Genomic DNA, 15,407 nt, shown 5'->3' with positions numbered 1-15,407 from the left:
TTATCTTCTCCAGCTTAATATTTTATTATTGGCTGGCATCTCCCATTGCGTGGAAGCCTGAAAGTTATTATTCACTGCAAGTTGATCAAGATCGTTTTTATCTCTAATACAAGATTGAGGATCTCGATTTCTTAACCATTGATCAAAGCTCTGATTACTTTCGCTTGTGTATTTTCCATTGATATTAAATGGGCCGTATAAGCAAAATACGGCTGAGTTGGTAAGTGTTTGGTCTAGTCCAGCGAACAACGCTTCAATTTCATTCCAATGTAAGATATGAGCGATGTTCGCGGCATATGCGCCATCATAGTGTTGTTGTGGCCAATTCAAATTTACATCAAGCTCTATTGGAGTTAACGCATTATCTAGATTTTTATCATTAAGCCACATGGCAATGCCCGCAAGCATTTCTTGTTTATCGCTTGCTTGCCAGTTGAGATGTGATAAATGTTGTGAAAAATAGGCGGCATGCTGGCCTGTCCCACTACCAATTTCAAGCACTGTGTTTGTATTTTTGAATTCTTGTTTTAGTACGTCAAGAATGGCATTACTATTTTCTTTAGCAGCTGGAGCAAAAGGTTTGTTCAGCATAAAATTGGATTAAGTGTTTTAGCTTGTTTTTCGAATATAGTCGATTAATGCTTTTGTGGAGCAATCTCCACTGGCTAATTCTTTGTCACTTTGAAGCACAGGAAGAATTTTATTAGTTAAAGTTTTTCCAAGTTCCACACCCATCTGATCGAATGAGTTAATGTTCCAAATTATGCCTTGTACAAATACTTTGTGTTCATAAAGCGAAAGAAGTGCGCCTAGTGTAGTTGGTGTTAGCGACTCACACATTATTGTGTTGCTAGGCCGGTTGCCTGGGAATGTCATATGAGGGGATAGATCTTTAACCATTTTGCCAGTAATGTTTTGGCTAGCTAATAATTCGATAGTTTCTTTTTTTGATCGACCCATCATCATTGCTTGTGATTGAGCAAGCATGTTTGCAAGTAAAATGTCATGGTGGCTTCTATGTTCATGTTCAGCTTTTGAGAAACCTATAAAATCACATGGAACAATAGGTATTCCTTGGTGGAGTAATTGATGAAATGCATGTTGACCATTGGTTCCGGCTTCGCCAAATATGATTGGCCCAGTATTGTAGTTTGTTCGCTTTCCATCACGAGTGACACTTTTGCCGTTACTCTCCATATCAAGTTGCTGCAAGTAAGCAGGTAAACTACGTAGACGGTGGTCGTAGGGTAAAACTGCATGGTGAGGCATATGTAGAAAGTTGATGTACCAAATTCCTAACAGACCCATAATTATAGGTAGATTTTGATCTAACGGAGCTGTTTGGAAATGTTTATCCATTGCATAAGCACCAGTTAATAAGCTACGAAAATTTTGCATGCCTATTTGAAGTGCCAGTGGAAAGCCAACAGTGCTCCATAAGGAGTAGCGACCTCCTACCCAGTCCCACATATTTAGAATGTGGTCTGAATCAATGCCAAAAGATTTTGCTGCTTCGGCATTAGAAGTGATAGCAACAAATTGTTTGCGAACGGAACGTCTAATACCGCTTTTCTCGCGTAACCATGCAGCAGCAGTTTCTGCATTGGCAGTAGTTTCCTGGGTAGAGAAGCTTTTTGATATAACAACAAACAAGGTGTCTTCAGGGGCTACCTGTTTTAAAACTTCATCTAGTAAATGTGCGTCTACGTTCGCTACGTAATGAACTTTAATATTTTGTTGAGTGAAGTGACTGAGTGCTTCACAAGCAAGCTTGGGTCCTAAATAAGAGCCGCCAATTCCAATGACAACAACTTCTTTAATTGGCGTATCTTTGTAACTGAGCCATTGATTGTGATGCAGTTTATTACATAATCGCTCCATTCTAGCCAGTTCATTGTCTACTTCATTACTAACATGAGTATCTACTGGGCTGCGTAATGCAGTATGTAATACAGAGCGTTGCTCGGTGTTGTTAACAATTTCTCCAGCAAACATCTTGTCACGCCATTTTTCAACTTCAGCTGCCTCAGCTAGCTTAAATAACAATGATAGTGTTTGCTCGATGACTCTATTCTTAGAAAAATCTACAAGTAATGGATTTGATTGAATAGAAAATTTCTTAAAGCGATTAGGATCTTCATCAAACAGCTGACGCATTTCAACATCACGCATGAGTGATGCGTGATTAATAAGTTTTTTCCAATGCGGGGCTATCATCTGCGGATAATACTAGGATTTAAAAACAATTGAGCACTATGATTTAGTTGTCTTATACCGTTTATCAGACTAAGGGTGAGAAATACACAGCAGTGAATATCATATCAAGGAACGGTCGATAGTAAACAAAGTGACTGGGACAATTTCTAAGCACAAAAAAAGCGGGCAAAAGCCCGCTTTTTTTGTGAAATGCGCCCGAATTATCGGTAAATAGTACCGTTCTTTAAGTGTGAGAATAGATTTAACTGCGCAGCAATATTGACTATAAACGCAAGTACAATGAGACCAACTACAAACCATGCCATATTTATTCTCCTGAAAATTTATTAATGACTTCGCATGGTATTAGTATACACAATTAGGGCATTGGGAAAAGTATGTTGTCTATCAAACGGGTATTACCTAGCCAGACGGCACCCAAAATCACAATATTTTTAGTGTTATCTGTAACTGGTTGTAAATTGACCGCATCTCGAATGCTGAAGTAATCGACTATCATACCAATTTTCTCTAAATTTGAGCGGGCAGAATGCTCTAAGGAAGCTATTCGTTGAGTTGAAAATTGTGTTTTTGCAAGTTCTAAATTGGTATATAAATGGCTGGCAAGCACATGTTGTTCAGGGCTTAAATGGGTGTTTCGTGAGCTCAAAGCGAGACCGTTACTTTCACGCTCAGTATCACCGGCAACAATGTCTATATTGAAATTTAGGTCGCTGACCATACGACGGATGACTAACAATTGCTGGTAATCTTTTTTCCCAAATACAGCGATATCGGGAGTTAGAATATTAAACAGTTTGCACACAACCGTGCATACGCCTTCAAAATGTCCTGGACGATAATGTCCGTCAAATTCATCAGCCAACTCAGGCACAATAATATTAGTTGCTGATTCTGTGCCTGCAGGGTAAAGGGATTTAGTATCTGGGGTAAAAACTAAATCCACATTGAGGTTGCTTAATTGTTCAATATCAGCATCTAAAGTTCTTGGGTAATCGATGAAATCACATTCTTGATTGAACTGAAGAGGATTAACAAATATAGAAACGGATACTCGATAGCCTAATGATTTTGCTAGCTTAATCAGTGAAGTGTGGCCTTTATGTAAGTTACCCATGGTTGGGACTAAGGCAATTTTTTCTCCGTTAGATTTCTGGCTACCGATATGCTCGCGAATGCGTTCGGAGTCAGAATATACCTTCATGTTTTATATCAATGCTAATGTTAAGCAGGAAAATTGCCGGACTTAACATCTTTGATATAGTTGGTAACTGCATCCTGGATGCTGCAAGACCGCATATAATTTTTTACAAATGGGGGAGTCTTGCCCGGAGTGATCCCAAGAATATCTTGTAGTACTAAAATTTGTCCACTGCAGTCTTTTCCTGCGCCAATACCTATCACTGGAATGCTGACAGTTTTTGTAATTTCTGCAGCAAGCTTGGGGGGTATGCATTCAACTAATAGAATGTCTGCACCAGCGTTTTCCAATGCCACACTTGTTAATAATAGTTCGTTAGCTGAGTCAGCATCAGTTCCTTGTTCATGATAACCACCAAGTTTGTGAATATATTGTGGCCGTAATCCGAGATGTGCACATACTGGAATACCACAAGCGCTGAGTTCTTCAACAATTTCTGTTTGACGTTGTGTGGCTTCCAGCTTGACCATTTGTGCGCCACCTTCTTGCATTAGACGAGTTGCATTGAATAGTGCGCTATCGATATTGCTGTAACTCATAAAGGGCATGTCTGATATCACTAAGGAATGATTTGCAGAGCCAGCAACACACTCTGTGTGATAAATCATATCGTCCATAGTGACAGACACAGTTGATGGGTTTCCTTGTACTACCATTCCTAAGGAGTCACCGACCAATATGACATCCATCCCGGCTTCATCTAATAATTTTGCAAATGCTGCATCATAAGCTGTAAGACAAGCAATCTTTTCATTGCTGTTGCACATTTTTTGTAGTTGATTGATTGTGACACCAATAGAGTTCTGTGTGCTCATGACTAACTTAGCTGACAAATGAAAGAGGGTTAAAGTAATGACGCCCGCTAGTGGTATTCATGATTTGAGACTTTAATTGTTCGTAATCACGATCATTATTAATAAAGTCAATGTCACTAGCATTGACTATGAGCAAAGGAGTGTCGTTATAGTGATAAAAGAAATTGGCATATGCTTCGTTAAGTTGTTCTAAGTAACTAGACTCAATAAAACGTTCATAGTTGCGGCCTCGTTTGCGTATGCGTTCAATTAATGTTGGTACCGGAGCTTGTAAGTAAACTACTAGGTCAGGTTTGGGTGCATCTACAATCATATGTTCGTAAACTTGCAGATAAAGTTCGTATTCTGTTGGTGTTAGAGTTACTTGTGCAAATAGCTGGTCTTTCTCAATTAAGTAATCGGCTATTTTGGATTGCGAAAAAATACTGCCTTGGCGTAACTCTTGAATTTGTCGAGTGCGATGCATTAAAAAGAACAATTGCGTAGATAATGCTGCTTCACGAGGACGCTGGTAAAATTGTTCTAAGAATGGATTCTCATCAACTTCTTCCAATATTAATTCAGAATTAAAGTCATTAGCCAAGCGACTTGCGAGACTAGATTTGCCCACACCTATCGGGCCTTCAATAACGATGTAGTCTGGTAATGGAGTAGGCATTTTATATTGGTAGTCTGGTGAGTCCGTTTGCATAGCATCGTGGTTGTATACGATGTATAGCTCCTAAATTTGGAATGATGAGGTTTTTATTCACTTCGTGCAATGGGTAGAGAACAAATTCTCGTGATTTTATTCCTGGATGAGGAACGCTAAGTGTCTGACTTTTAAGCGTATAATTTCCATAAACTAGTATATCAAGGTCTAATGTTCGTGGTCCCCAGTGTTCTCCATTACGCGTACGCCCATACTCATTTTCAATTGCTTGTAATTTGAGCAATAAGGAATGAGCATTTAGTCTAGTTTTTAGCCAAGCTACTGCGTTGACGTAAGGAGGTTGGTCTGGTGGACCCATTGGGCGGCTCAAATATAAGCTGGAAGATGAGTGAAGGTCTGTATGTTCAATTAAATCCAGTCGCTCAATAGCACTGGTAACTTGTAATAAAGGGTTTAATAAGTTACTTCCTAAGCCAATATAGGCATCTGTAATTAATTGGTTAAACATAAGCCTAGTATTTATTTTTGTGTGGTCTATTTTTTTGTACGTGGTTTATTATTTTGGTCGACCATTTTACGCTGTTCTTGCTCTGGCAACGTTTGTACTTTTGTCCACCAATTACAGACGGATTCTTCTAGTTCTCCACTGTGAGCGCGAAGGCACATAAAATCATAAGCTGCGCGAAATCGAGGATGTGATATTAGTTGTAATGATTTGCGACCATGCATCCTCGTGAAACGATTCTGCAGCTTCCAAATTTCACAAATAGTGATTGAAAATCTTTTTGGGATCGAAGTTATAGAAGATTGATCTAGTACAGTGGTACGCCCAGAAGACCACGCGCCTTCTGAATAGGGAATTCCTTGTTGACTGCTTTGTTCTAATAATTGTAAGTACGGTCGCCATAGTAAAATTGCAAATATAAATGCAGGGTTAACAGACTTGCCGTTTCTAATACGTGAGTCAGTATTTTCTAAAGCATTGTGAATTAGCAAGCTAAATGATTCATCATGATTTAACGCATTGAAAGTGATTGGAAATAAGATTTTTAATAGTTGGAAGTTATTTAGCTCATGAAAACAACGTATTGCTGAGCCGCTATGGAAAAGCTTTATTACTTCATCAAATAGACGTGCGGGCGGTATTTCTGAAAGGAGGTGACCCATCGAAATAATTGGATTTTGAGTCCTGTCTTCTATTTCTAAGTTCAATTTAGAACGGAATCGAAGAGCTCTTAACATGCGCACAGGATCTTCTCGGTAACGTGTTTCTACGTCCCCAATCATACATATTTTGCGAGCTTGCAAGTCTTGGTAGCCGTTGCAGTAATCTAGTACTTCAGAATTGTCAATGTCATAGTAGAGTGCGTTAATCGTAAAGTCACGACGAATAGCATCTTCTTCAATGGTGCCAAATGTATTATCGCGAAGTATTCTACCGCTAGCTCCAGCTTTAGATGACTGATTATTGGTTTGGCCTGTATGTGCGCGAAATGTAGAAACTTCTATGTTATTGCGATGATAATAAACATGCACAATACGGAAACGCCTACCAATTAAACGGCTATTTTCAAAGTGCTCACAGATCTGTTCGGGGTGCGCATTTGTTGCAACATCAAAGTCTTTTGGCTCGATGCCTAAAACTAAGTCGCGAACACAGCCGCCGACTAAATAGGCTTCGTAGCCTGCTTTTAACAGAGTCTCGACAACATGGCGGGCTTGGCCACAGATTTTGCTTTCATCGATGCAGTGTTCACTAGCTTGAATTCTATTGAGTGCGTGATGATTGTTATTAGTATTTTCCACCAGCCAATTATAGAGGGATCTAACATTATGGTGGAAAAAAAGGCGGCCTAATGGCCGCCTTTTTATACAAATTTACTAAAATTTAAAGGTTGTAACCTTTTTCTTCATGTTGTGTGATATCCAGACCGCTGCGTTCTTGTTCATCAGTCGCACGTAATCCGCATATAAGTCCGATTACTTTTAGAATAATGTAGCTGGCAATAGCTGTCCAAACGATGACTGCAGCAACGGCAGTAAGTTGAACGCCAAATTGATCAGCAATGCTGACACCTTCAGCTAATCCAGCACCGCCAAATTGTGATGCGACAAATATACCTACAAGTAGTGTCCCAATAACTCCGCCAACACCATGAACAGGGAATACATCAAGTGAATCATCAATATGAAGCGTGCGTTTCATGAAGTTGGTTACCGAGAAACAGACAATTCCTGCGGTAAAACCAATTACTATAGCGCCCATAGGGCCAACAAAACCTGAAGCTGGTGTAATACTGCCGAGACCAGCAACCATGCCAGTAACAATGCCTAATACACTTGGCTTGCCGTATTTGATCCACTCGATAGTCATCCAGGTGAGAGAAGCAATCGCTGCGCTAATGTGAGTAACTAGAATAGCCATGCCTGCATCGCCATTTGCTGCTAAAGCGCTACCACCATTAAACCCAAACCAACCTACCCATAACATTCCTGCGCCAGTAACAGTCATAGTCATATTATGTGGGGGTAGGGGAGTTGATGGAAAACCGCTGCGTTTGCCTATAACAATCGCTGCTACCAAGGCACCAACACCTGCAGTGATATGAACAACAAGTCCCCCCGCAAAATCTAAAGTGCCTTTATCACTTAGCCAGCCTCCACCCCATACCCAATGACAAACTGGGAAGTAGACTACGATCAACCATAAAACTGTAAACCAAATCATTGCTGAGAATTTCATTCTTTCAGCAAATCCACCAATGACAAGTGCTGGTGTGATTATGGCAAATGTCATTTGAAACATCACAAACACAGATTCCGGGATGTCACCTGACATGCTTTCACGAGATACTTGAGATAAGAATAAATTATCAAATCCGCCAATCCATTGGTTTAGGGAACCATGAGCGGTGAAACTCATACTATAACCAAATACTAGCCAGACTACTGAAGCTACGCATGTAATGGTAAAACACTGCATAAGAACAGATAGCACGTTTTTGCTGCGAACCAGTCCAGCATAAAATAATGAAAGTCCTGGGATAGTCATAAACAACACTAAGGCTGTCGAAGTAAGAATCCAAGATGTATTAGCACCATTTAATTCGTCTGCAATACCTACTGCAGGCAGTAGAAGCAATAGTAAGCAAAACAGTGCATTTTTTTTGTATATATTAATCATTCTTTCCCTCTCTAGAGTGCTTCTGGACCGGTTTCTCCGGTTCTTATACGAATTGCTTGTTCTAAATTAGTAATAAAGATTTTTCCATCACCAATTTTTCCTGTGTTTGCTGTGCGAGTTATGACTTCAATAACTTCGTCTACACGTTCTTCAGGGACAGCAATCTCAATTTTTAGTTTAGGCAAGAAATCGATGACATATTCTGCTCCCCGATAGAGTTCTGTGTGCCCTTTTTGGCGTCCAAATCCTTTTACTTCGGTTACTGTAAGTCCTTGTATGCCTTGCTCGGTTAGTGCTTCACGTACATCATCTAATTTGAATGGTTTAATGATAGCGGTGACTAGCTTCATTGTTATTCTCTCCTGAGTTTGTGCGCTATAAAAGTGCAGTATGCCACTGAATAATGCAACTGACATCATTTAATAGTGCATAGAAGAAAAATGCACAGTTATAGTGCATTATTAATTGTCATCTATATTGCTATGGGCGTAGAGCAGTAAAAATAGCGCGTGTAGGTGCTGGATGTCCTTCGATAGTTTTGCTGTGATCTATAGGATCAAGAAAATTAATCAAGGAATAATTTTGCATCCACTGTGTAGCGCGTTGTTCTTCTATTTGAGTTGTTTGAATGTTGTGAAGTTGAATATTTTCATAGCCACTATCTTCTAACCAAGACTGGACTAATGAGGGGCTAGGAATACTCCACACGTTGCGCATTCCAGCATATCGATTTTGTGGGATTAGCTGAGTGTTTTTATCAGTATCAATGACTAATGTTTCAATCAACACGCTGCCGCCTGCTGATGTGTGTTGGTGTAAGCGTTTTAGATGTTCACGCGGATTACGTCGATGATATAAAACACCCATTGAAAATACATAATCAAATTGATTTATTTGTGTGGGCAGTTCTTCCAGTGCAATGGGCAGTAAGTGAGCATTAATATTTCGATTAATGCATTGTGTGAGCCCATAGTATTGAGCTAAAAAAACTAATGTTGGGTCTACGCCAATAACATTTTTTGCTCCGTCTCCTAACATTCGTAACATGTAATAACCATTTCCACAGCCAACATCTAAAATTGTTTTACCTTCTAATGATGGCAAGTAACTTTGAATGCGTAGCCATTTTTTATCGCAACGCCATTCAGTATCTATATGAGTTCCAAAAAAATTAAATGGGCCTTTGCGCCATGGATGTAATGAATTTAACGATTGTAATATTATTTCATTTTTCTGATCTGTAAGGTCGTTAGAGGTTCCTATTTCTATTATAGGGGTGTCAAATTTGAAGTGAGAGCTACGCGTAGTAGATAACTGGTCCACGGCGAATTGCCATTTGGAAAAGTGACCATGTGATGGCTTTAGAAAAACTGCTTCTATTTTCTTTCTAAGTAAAGACTTCCATTCTGAATCATTAGAGAGCTGATTTAACTCAAATAAATGAGTGTAATGGTCAAGGTTCATCGAATAGTTTATTTGACAGCTATTAAAGACGCAAAGTTAAGGCATTGAAACCAAGCTGTCACGCTGCTGAAGCCCACATCAAATAATCTCTGCTGATGGTCATCAAATGATTCGCGAATTAATACATTCTCGATTGCTTTTCGTTTCTGGCTAATTTCAAGCTGGCTATATTGATTGGCAGATTTGAAATTGGTGTGTAGCTTATGGAATAAATCTTCAGTGTAATGATCTTGCAAAATTATTTTTTCAGTAAGAATACATGCTCCGCCAGGATTCATTCCTGTAACAATTTTACTAAGTAATTCGTATCGCTGGTCAAGCGGTAAGAACTGTAGTGTCAAATTGAGGACGACAACAGATGCATTTTGTATGCTGATGTTATTAATATCAGCTAATAGAGTATTAATATGATCAGACGCTCCCGCATGTGAAACTAATTGCTCACATTGATGGATCATAGCTGATGAATTATCTATGGCGTGAATTGTAATGGAATTATATGGAAGGCAATTAAATATTGATAATGAAGCAGCGCCATGCGAACAACCCAAATCATAACAATGAGTATTCGGGCGTAAAAAATACGCAGAGATGGGGCCAATATTGGCTATAAGTGTTCTGTAACCAGGGACCGAACGATCCACCATGTCATCGAAAGCATCGCTAACGGCTTTATCAAAACTAAAATCTTCTATGTTTTGAAGTGGTTGTTTGTATATTTCATCTTTACTCATACAGCACTATATTATGAAATTTACTGCGCGCCAGGGGGCTTGGCTGGAAGTCCACCCATAATTAAATCTAGGGTCTGACGTAATACGCGGCCTTTGCCATTGGCAGTGTCTCTTTCTTCAGCACGCCATAAGCCTGCTTGAAATGCATGTGATAAATCAGGGCATTCATCGCCAGCTTCATACAGTACGCGGTATGCGACACCTTCATAAAGTCTTATCGTGATGGGTAGGCCGCCTGCATTCCAAATGCGTGAGCCCATATTAATAGTTTCGGCTACTTCCAATAACAAGGGGCTGAATGTAGTGCAGCTTTCCTTGAGAGAGGTCTGAAATGCTTTTGGATTGGCTAGTGCATCATCCAGGACTAAAGCCATCTGCTCTTTACTTAGTGATTTTTGTTTTTCATCGGCTGTGGGTAAACAAGCGCACAATGTTAGAGAGATGATAGCTATAGATAAAATTCGCATCGTAATTTCTCGACAGGATTGGTGTTAAGCATTTGAGCATAGCCATTAACTAAAGTCTAATTGGTGAATCTTATCGAGTACTGATAATAGTAAGTGTGATCAATATTGAATTAGTGATGTCTATTTTGGATATGGTATTTTACAAGTTACAGTGAAGAGTATTAAGAATATTCATTGTGAGTAAGTATAGGGCTTGAGTTAATCTTCAAGGAAGACAACTTGATCGCGGCCACTTTGCTTGGCTTGGTAAAGTGCTTTGTCTGCGCGTTGAAGTAAGTGCCTGCCGATTAATTTTGGATCTTCGTTATGTCGCTGTTGAAAGTCAATTGTTGAGACGCCAACTGAGACGGTGATGTTGATGTTGTTATCAGTATTCTTAAATTTAGTGTCAGCAATAATAGAGCGAATTCGTTCTGCAATTTCTATTGCTCTCACTTTTCCACTTTGCCCTAGCAGAATAGCAAACTCTTCTCCACCATATCTAGCAACAACATCAATGGAGCGTGTTTGAGCGCGTACTAGTTCTGCGACTTTTTTTAATACCGTGTCACCAACGTCATGCCCATAACTGTCGTTAATAATTTTGAAGTGATCAATGTCGATGAATAAACAGCCCAGGCTAGATTCTAAACGCTTGTTGCGTGAAATTTCTTCTTCTAATCTTTGATCAAAGAAACGTCGATTATTAATGCCAGTCAGTGAATCTGTTAACCCTGCTTGCTTTAGTCGTTCATGGGCAATGGCAGTATGAAGGCATGTAGCCAATACGGCAGCTAAATGTTGCAAGAAATCAGTTGCGCTACCTTTCTGGAAACGTTCGAGTTTATAGCTGCCTAAGTTAAGGCTACCTAATAGGCAATTGTTTCTTTGCAGTGGTAATAGGGCAACACTACGCGGGTATTTTTGATTATCTAAAAACAGAGAGCGATGTTTGTCTAAGTCAAACTTACCTAGTGTTGGTTTTCGCGTCATTCCATAGATATGTTTTACATGTGTGATGTCTGGTAATAGCTGTAATGCTTCTTGTTTGTCTGGATTTTCTCCAGATTCTTTTAGCAGCTTATAAATTTTTCTATCTTCATCATGCAAGATAATTGTCAGAGTATCCCAGCCAAAGGTTGAACGACTATGATGAGTAATAATTTGAATTAATTCAGATAGAGAACTACAGCTAAGTAGCTTTAATTCCAGGTACTGGAATTTTTTGAGCACTTTTTCATTGTTGCGCGCATCATCGTAAACAGCTTCCAGTCGATGCTTGAGAGTTTCAAGCTCATTTAGTTGAAGTTTGGTCTGTTTTGGTTGTGCGGCCATGAGTATATGAGTATTCCCTAGTGGAGTAACTTTAAGCCATCCATAGGCATAGGAGAGCCCATGGCGTAACCTTGTGCAAAATCAACGCCTAGCTTACGAAGTTGCTCAACTACTTCTTCACTTTCAGCGCATTCAGCAATAGTGCCAATGCCCATGACATGACCAAGTTGGTTAATCGCCTCAACCATAGCGTAGTCAATTGTGTCATTGGACATGTCGGTGACGAAGCTACCATCAATTTTTAAATAATCGACTGGAAGATTTTTCAGATATGTAAACGAAGATAGTCCGCTGCCAAAATCATCAAGTGCAAAACAACAGCCAATTGATTTTAATTCTTTAATTAAATGGCTAGCTTGAGATAAATTATTGATAGCTGCCGTTTCAGTAATTTCAAAGCATACTTGCTGTGGATCAACTTCAGAACTGGCCAACTCGTCTTTAATAAACTTTAGGAGCTTGTCATCGTTAAGTGAATTGCCAGATAAATTGATAGCAATATGTACGCCAGACTTTTCGCCAAATGTTTCATGGTAACTGTGCAGTGCAGTATGAATTACCCAGCGATCTACGTTGGGCATTAAGCCATAACGCTCAGCGGCAGGTATAAAACTGCCCGGCATAATTATATTGCCATTAGCATCATTAAGTCTTAACAGTAATTCGTAGTGTTGAATAGATCTATTGCCAAGTGACAAAGAGACTATAGGTTGGCAATAAAGCATGAAGCGATCTTCTTGTAGTGCACCAGTGATTCCTGCAGCGCGCAAGATTTCAGCATGTTTGCGGGTTAGCTCGTCATCATCTGTTTGATAGATGTGTAGTTGATTACGTCCTCGCTCTTTAGCTGAATAGCATGTTAATTCCGCTCGTGTCAGCATCTGCGCAGGCTCTGGTGATTCTTTTGTTACGGGAACAACACCGACGCTTAAGCCAAGTTCAAAAATTTGCGTTTCCCAAGTGAAGCGGTGACGTTGAAATTCATCAATAAGTGTTTGAGCAGTGCGCTTTGCGTTATCTATTGTGTGGTTAACTAGCAATAATGCAAATTCATCACCACCTAAGCGGCCAATATAATCAATGCTGCGAATTTTAGAGTGTAATAAATGGGCAACTTCCTTAAGAATGTAGTCACCAGCTGTATGACCGGCTTGAGCATTGATAATTTTGAATTGATTAACATCGATGTAACACAATACATGTTGAACATCATGCATGGCCGCGCTGGCGATCGATTTCTCTAATTGATATTCGAATTCTTGACGGTTTAATAAGCCCGTGAGAGAGTCATGCGAAGCACGATGTTCTATTTCACTGGCGAGGCGTCTAGTTTCAGATAAGTCTTTAATGATGATAACAACACCATTGGCATTTTTCTCGCTAGGGAAATGAGGTGCAAGGGTAAGTTCAATGGCACGTTCATCATTGTGATTATTTACTAATAATAAATTCTGCGATACTTGGATAGTTCTGTTTTCTTGAATTGCAGATTGTCCGGGAATATCAAAGCGTTCGCGCTTGTCAGAATCGATTATACGAATAATTTCATCAATGCTATGGCCTTCGGCTTCAAAAGTTGGCCAGCCAGTTAAGCTTTCTGCTACTGGATTCATATGAACTACTTCAAGATTGCTGTCAGCTATAATGACACCTTCTTTCAGCAGTTCGAGGGTTAGCTTGTTGCGAGTTTGTTCTTCTAGAAGCTCTGCTTCAATGCGCATCAAGTTGCTTTGATTTTGTATTACTAATGCATAACCAGACGAGCTATTCTTCTTGTCGTTAAGCGCAACAGTGCAGCGTAAGTGAAGCGTGCCATTTTCGGTATCTGCAGTAATGAGCCCAGTAGATTTATCTTCATTCTCTTGAGTTTCTGAGATTAAGTGCTTAACTGAATTTTGTTCTTTAGAAGATAAAATCAAATCAATTGGAGTGCCTAATGATTCATGTTGATCTATGTTGAGTAATTCGCATGCTGTTTTGTTAGCATGAGTAATGGTGTGATTTTTATCTAATAAGATAAAGCCGACATTGGCACTATTTAATAGATCATCAACTACTTCTATTTCATCAGGTTGTGTTAGTAATGCTTTTTTATTTAATACTGGGATGTTGTCGCTGCTATTTATAGCAGCGTTAATATTAGTGTCATTGGCTGAGGCTTCAGTTGAGTGAATGAGTGCTGCGGGCAAACTTTTTATGTCTGCTGTTGAGCACAACATTAATCCTTCACCAAGTGCTGGATTAAGCTCAAAGTCTTGGCGCATAAGCTCAAAATCGCTAGGTCTGCGTAACACGAATATTTTTGTATACGGGTTCACTGCTTTTACCCAGTTAGCAATTTTGAGTGGGTCTTCCAGGTGGTGCCCCAATACAATAATGTCTGCATCCAGATTTCCAGATTTCAAAACTTCTGATAGTTGCGCCTCGCTGGTGTAATTAGATAACGCCACGGGTGGTGGTATCTGGCGACACAAGTAAGACCATAAGTCTTTGCCAATATTAATTAGTGAAACTTTCGCTGCCATTAGACGAGAATTTATCCTGCTCTAGTAAAGTGGTTATTGTTAGTAAGCAAGTTCATCTTGCTTCGCCTTCAAATAGATCGGTTTGTGCTCTTTCGCGTAAATACTCTCGAATCCATTGTCGGACGAGTCGCGAGGCATTGTCGTCTTCCATCTTTACAGAGCGCATAAATTCATCACGCAATGATCGTGGAATCCTAACCTGGAGCAGGGCGGGGTCTGTAGGGAGTTTATCAGCCAAATGTATACTCTGGTCAGTAACTAGTAATTACAGGAGTATGACAACTTATGTAATTACTTACAAGTATTTGCGAGGTAACTTGGCTAACGTAGTGATTTGACTTGGAATCTGGTGAGGATGTCAAATTGGACATTTATTCAGTTTTGCTGGATTTTTAGCATAGTATTAATCAATTGACAGGTAAAGCCTTTAAGTGACTGATTTAAATGTATTATTTGAACAGGCTGGAGAAAATAATTGAGTCTAATGAATACTTAGCACAATTAATTTAGTGATCTACACGGTATGGAATGACATAGTCGTAATTGTCAAAATGCATGTATATCAACTTTTTACCGCATTGTGATTGATAGCCTCCAATCTTGACTAGGCCTTTTTCTATTGCACGTTTAAAGGTCTCCGGTGATTCACAAACTGCTAAAGATACTGTTTCTATGTGGGTTATGAGACTTTTCTTGAGTTTATTGACTGTGTGCGAGTCGAAGTCGATATCCTTTCGATTGATAATAATTTCGATTTCTGATTTTAGATTATCTACCATGGCTATAATGCGAATGAGAATTATTATCATATCGTATACTCCTCTCACTTTATGT

The 15,407-nt window shown here is 39.4% G+C and carries 16 protein-coding genes; all 16 read right to left on the bottom strand.

All coding sequences use genetic code 11. From position 1 onward, the window contains the following. On the bottom strand, positions 1 to 591 hold the full coding sequence (locus tag R8G33_06630; protein ID MDW3095327.1) for a DUF938 domain-containing protein: 591 nt from the start codon (positions 589 to 591) through the stop codon (positions 1 to 3). Between the two features lie 18 nt (positions 592 to 609). Further along, positions 610 to 2,217, bottom strand: a complete 1,608-nt coding sequence (gene pgi, locus R8G33_06625; GenBank protein MDW3095326.1) for a glucose-6-phosphate isomerase — start codon at positions 2,215 to 2,217, stop codon at positions 610 to 612. A gap of 358 nt (positions 2,218 to 2,575) precedes the next feature. Next, entirely contained in the window at positions 2,576 to 3,421 is an 846-nt protein-coding gene (gene panC / locus R8G33_06620; protein ID MDW3095325.1) for a pantoate--beta-alanine ligase, read from the bottom strand. Between the two features lie 20 nt (positions 3,422 to 3,441). Beyond that, positions 3,442 to 4,233: a 3-methyl-2-oxobutanoate hydroxymethyltransferase gene (panB, locus tag R8G33_06615; GenBank protein MDW3095324.1), complete on the bottom strand. Its 792-nt coding sequence runs from the start codon at positions 4,231 to 4,233 to the stop codon at positions 3,442 to 3,444. Positions 4,234 to 4,240: 7 nt separating this feature from the next. Then, positions 4,241 to 4,924: a deoxynucleoside kinase gene (locus R8G33_06610; protein ID MDW3095323.1), complete on the bottom strand. Its 684-nt coding sequence runs from the start codon at positions 4,922 to 4,924 to the stop codon at positions 4,241 to 4,243. Then, on the bottom strand, positions 4,893 to 5,393 hold the full coding sequence (folK, locus tag R8G33_06605) for a 2-amino-4-hydroxy-6-hydroxymethyldihydropteridine diphosphokinase (GenBank protein MDW3095322.1): 501 nt from the start codon (positions 5,391 to 5,393) through the stop codon (positions 4,893 to 4,895). The genes R8G33_06610 and folK overlap by 32 nt, the downstream gene beginning before the upstream one ends. A gap of 26 nt (positions 5,394 to 5,419) precedes the next feature. Continuing rightward, complete coding sequence (gene pcnB, locus R8G33_06600; protein MDW3095321.1) at positions 5,420 to 6,691, bottom strand: polynucleotide adenylyltransferase PcnB; 1,272 nt, start codon at positions 6,689 to 6,691, stop codon at positions 5,420 to 5,422. Between the two features lie 82 nt (positions 6,692 to 6,773). Beyond that, entirely contained in the window at positions 6,774 to 8,069 is a 1,296-nt protein-coding gene (locus tag R8G33_06595; protein MDW3095320.1) for an ammonium transporter, read from the bottom strand. 11 nt (positions 8,070 to 8,080) lie between these two features. Next, complete coding sequence (glnK, locus tag R8G33_06590; GenBank protein MDW3095319.1) at positions 8,081 to 8,419, bottom strand: P-II family nitrogen regulator; 339 nt, start codon at positions 8,417 to 8,419, stop codon at positions 8,081 to 8,083. Between the two features lie 130 nt (positions 8,420 to 8,549). Continuing rightward, positions 8,550 to 9,533, bottom strand: coding sequence for a tRNA 5-methoxyuridine(34)/uridine 5-oxyacetic acid(34) synthase CmoB (gene cmoB, locus R8G33_06585; GenBank protein MDW3095318.1), 984 nt, complete (start codon positions 9,531 to 9,533; stop codon positions 8,550 to 8,552). 8 nt (positions 9,534 to 9,541) lie between these two features. Further along, positions 9,542 to 10,267, bottom strand: coding sequence for a carboxy-S-adenosyl-L-methionine synthase CmoA (gene cmoA / locus R8G33_06580; protein MDW3095317.1), 726 nt, complete (start codon positions 10,265 to 10,267; stop codon positions 9,542 to 9,544). 20 nt (positions 10,268 to 10,287) lie between these two features. Next, entirely contained in the window at positions 10,288 to 10,734 is a 447-nt protein-coding gene (locus tag R8G33_06575; protein MDW3095316.1) for a hypothetical protein, read from the bottom strand. Positions 10,735 to 10,932: 198 nt separating this feature from the next. Further along, entirely contained in the window at positions 10,933 to 12,048 is a 1,116-nt protein-coding gene (locus R8G33_06570) for a sensor domain-containing diguanylate cyclase (GenBank protein ID MDW3095315.1), read from the bottom strand. A gap of 17 nt (positions 12,049 to 12,065) precedes the next feature. After that, the gene (locus R8G33_06565) at positions 12,066 to 14,573 is read right to left on the bottom strand and encodes an EAL domain-containing protein (protein MDW3095314.1); all 2,508 of its coding nucleotides are present in this window, start codon (positions 14,571 to 14,573) and stop codon (positions 12,066 to 12,068) included. Between the two features lie 52 nt (positions 14,574 to 14,625). Next, positions 14,626 to 14,811 carry a hypothetical protein gene (locus R8G33_06560; protein ID MDW3095313.1) on the bottom strand — a complete coding sequence of 62 codons (186 nt, stop codon included), beginning with the start codon at positions 14,809 to 14,811 and terminating at the stop codon, positions 14,626 to 14,628. A 268-nt stretch (positions 14,812 to 15,079) separates the two neighbouring features. Beyond that, complete coding sequence (locus R8G33_06555) at positions 15,080 to 15,382, bottom strand: hypothetical protein (protein ID MDW3095312.1); 303 nt, start codon at positions 15,380 to 15,382, stop codon at positions 15,080 to 15,082. Positions 15,383 to 15,407 lie beyond the last annotated feature (25 nt).

The organism is Gammaproteobacteria bacterium (genome assembly GCA_033344735.1).
In the GTDB taxonomy this organism is placed as follows: domain Bacteria; phylum Pseudomonadota; class Gammaproteobacteria; order UBA4575; family UBA4575; genus UBA1858.
Note: the sequence above shows the minus strand (reverse complement) of the source record. Positions and strands in the feature narration are given on the sequence as shown.

Bases quoted from the DNA above. Each gene is read 5' to 3' on its own strand.
- R8G33_06630 (MDW3095327.1), bottom strand. From the start codon at position 591: ATGCTGAACAAACCTTTTGCTCCAGCTGCTAAAGAAAATAGTAATGCC.
- pgi (MDW3095326.1), bottom strand. From the start codon at position 2,217: ATGATAGCCCCGCATTGGAAAAAACTTATTAATCACGCATCACTCATG.
- panC (MDW3095325.1), bottom strand. From the start codon at position 3,421: ATGAAGGTATATTCTGACTCCGAACGCATTCGCGAGCATATCGGTAGC.
- panB (MDW3095324.1), bottom strand. From the start codon at position 4,233: ATGAGCACACAGAACTCTATTGGTGTCACAATCAATCAACTACAAAAA.
- R8G33_06610 (MDW3095323.1), bottom strand. From the start codon at position 4,924: ATGCAAACGGACTCACCAGACTACCAATATAAAATGCCTACTCCATTA.
- folK (MDW3095322.1), bottom strand. From the start codon at position 5,393: ATGTTTAACCAATTAATTACAGATGCCTATATTGGCTTAGGAAGTAAC.
- R8G33_06595 (MDW3095320.1), bottom strand. From the start codon at position 8,069: ATGATTAATATATACAAAAAAAATGCACTGTTTTGCTTACTATTGCTT.
- glnK (MDW3095319.1), bottom strand. From the start codon at position 8,419: ATGAAGCTAGTCACCGCTATCATTAAACCATTCAAATTAGATGATGTA.
- cmoB (MDW3095318.1), bottom strand. From the start codon at position 9,533: ATGAACCTTGACCATTACACTCATTTATTTGAGTTAAATCAGCTCTCT.
- cmoA (MDW3095317.1), bottom strand. From the start codon at position 10,267: ATGAGTAAAGATGAAATATACAAACAACCACTTCAAAACATAGAAGAT.
- R8G33_06575 (MDW3095316.1), bottom strand. From the start codon at position 10,734: ATGCGAATTTTATCTATAGCTATCATCTCTCTAACATTGTGCGCTTGT.
- R8G33_06570 (MDW3095315.1), bottom strand. From the start codon at position 12,048: ATGGCCGCACAACCAAAACAGACCAAACTTCAACTAAATGAGCTTGAA.
- R8G33_06565 (MDW3095314.1), bottom strand. From the start codon at position 14,573: ATGGCAGCGAAAGTTTCACTAATTAATATTGGCAAAGACTTATGGTCT.
- R8G33_06555 (MDW3095312.1), bottom strand. From the start codon at position 15,382: ATGATAATAATTCTCATTCGCATTATAGCCATGGTAGATAATCTAAAA.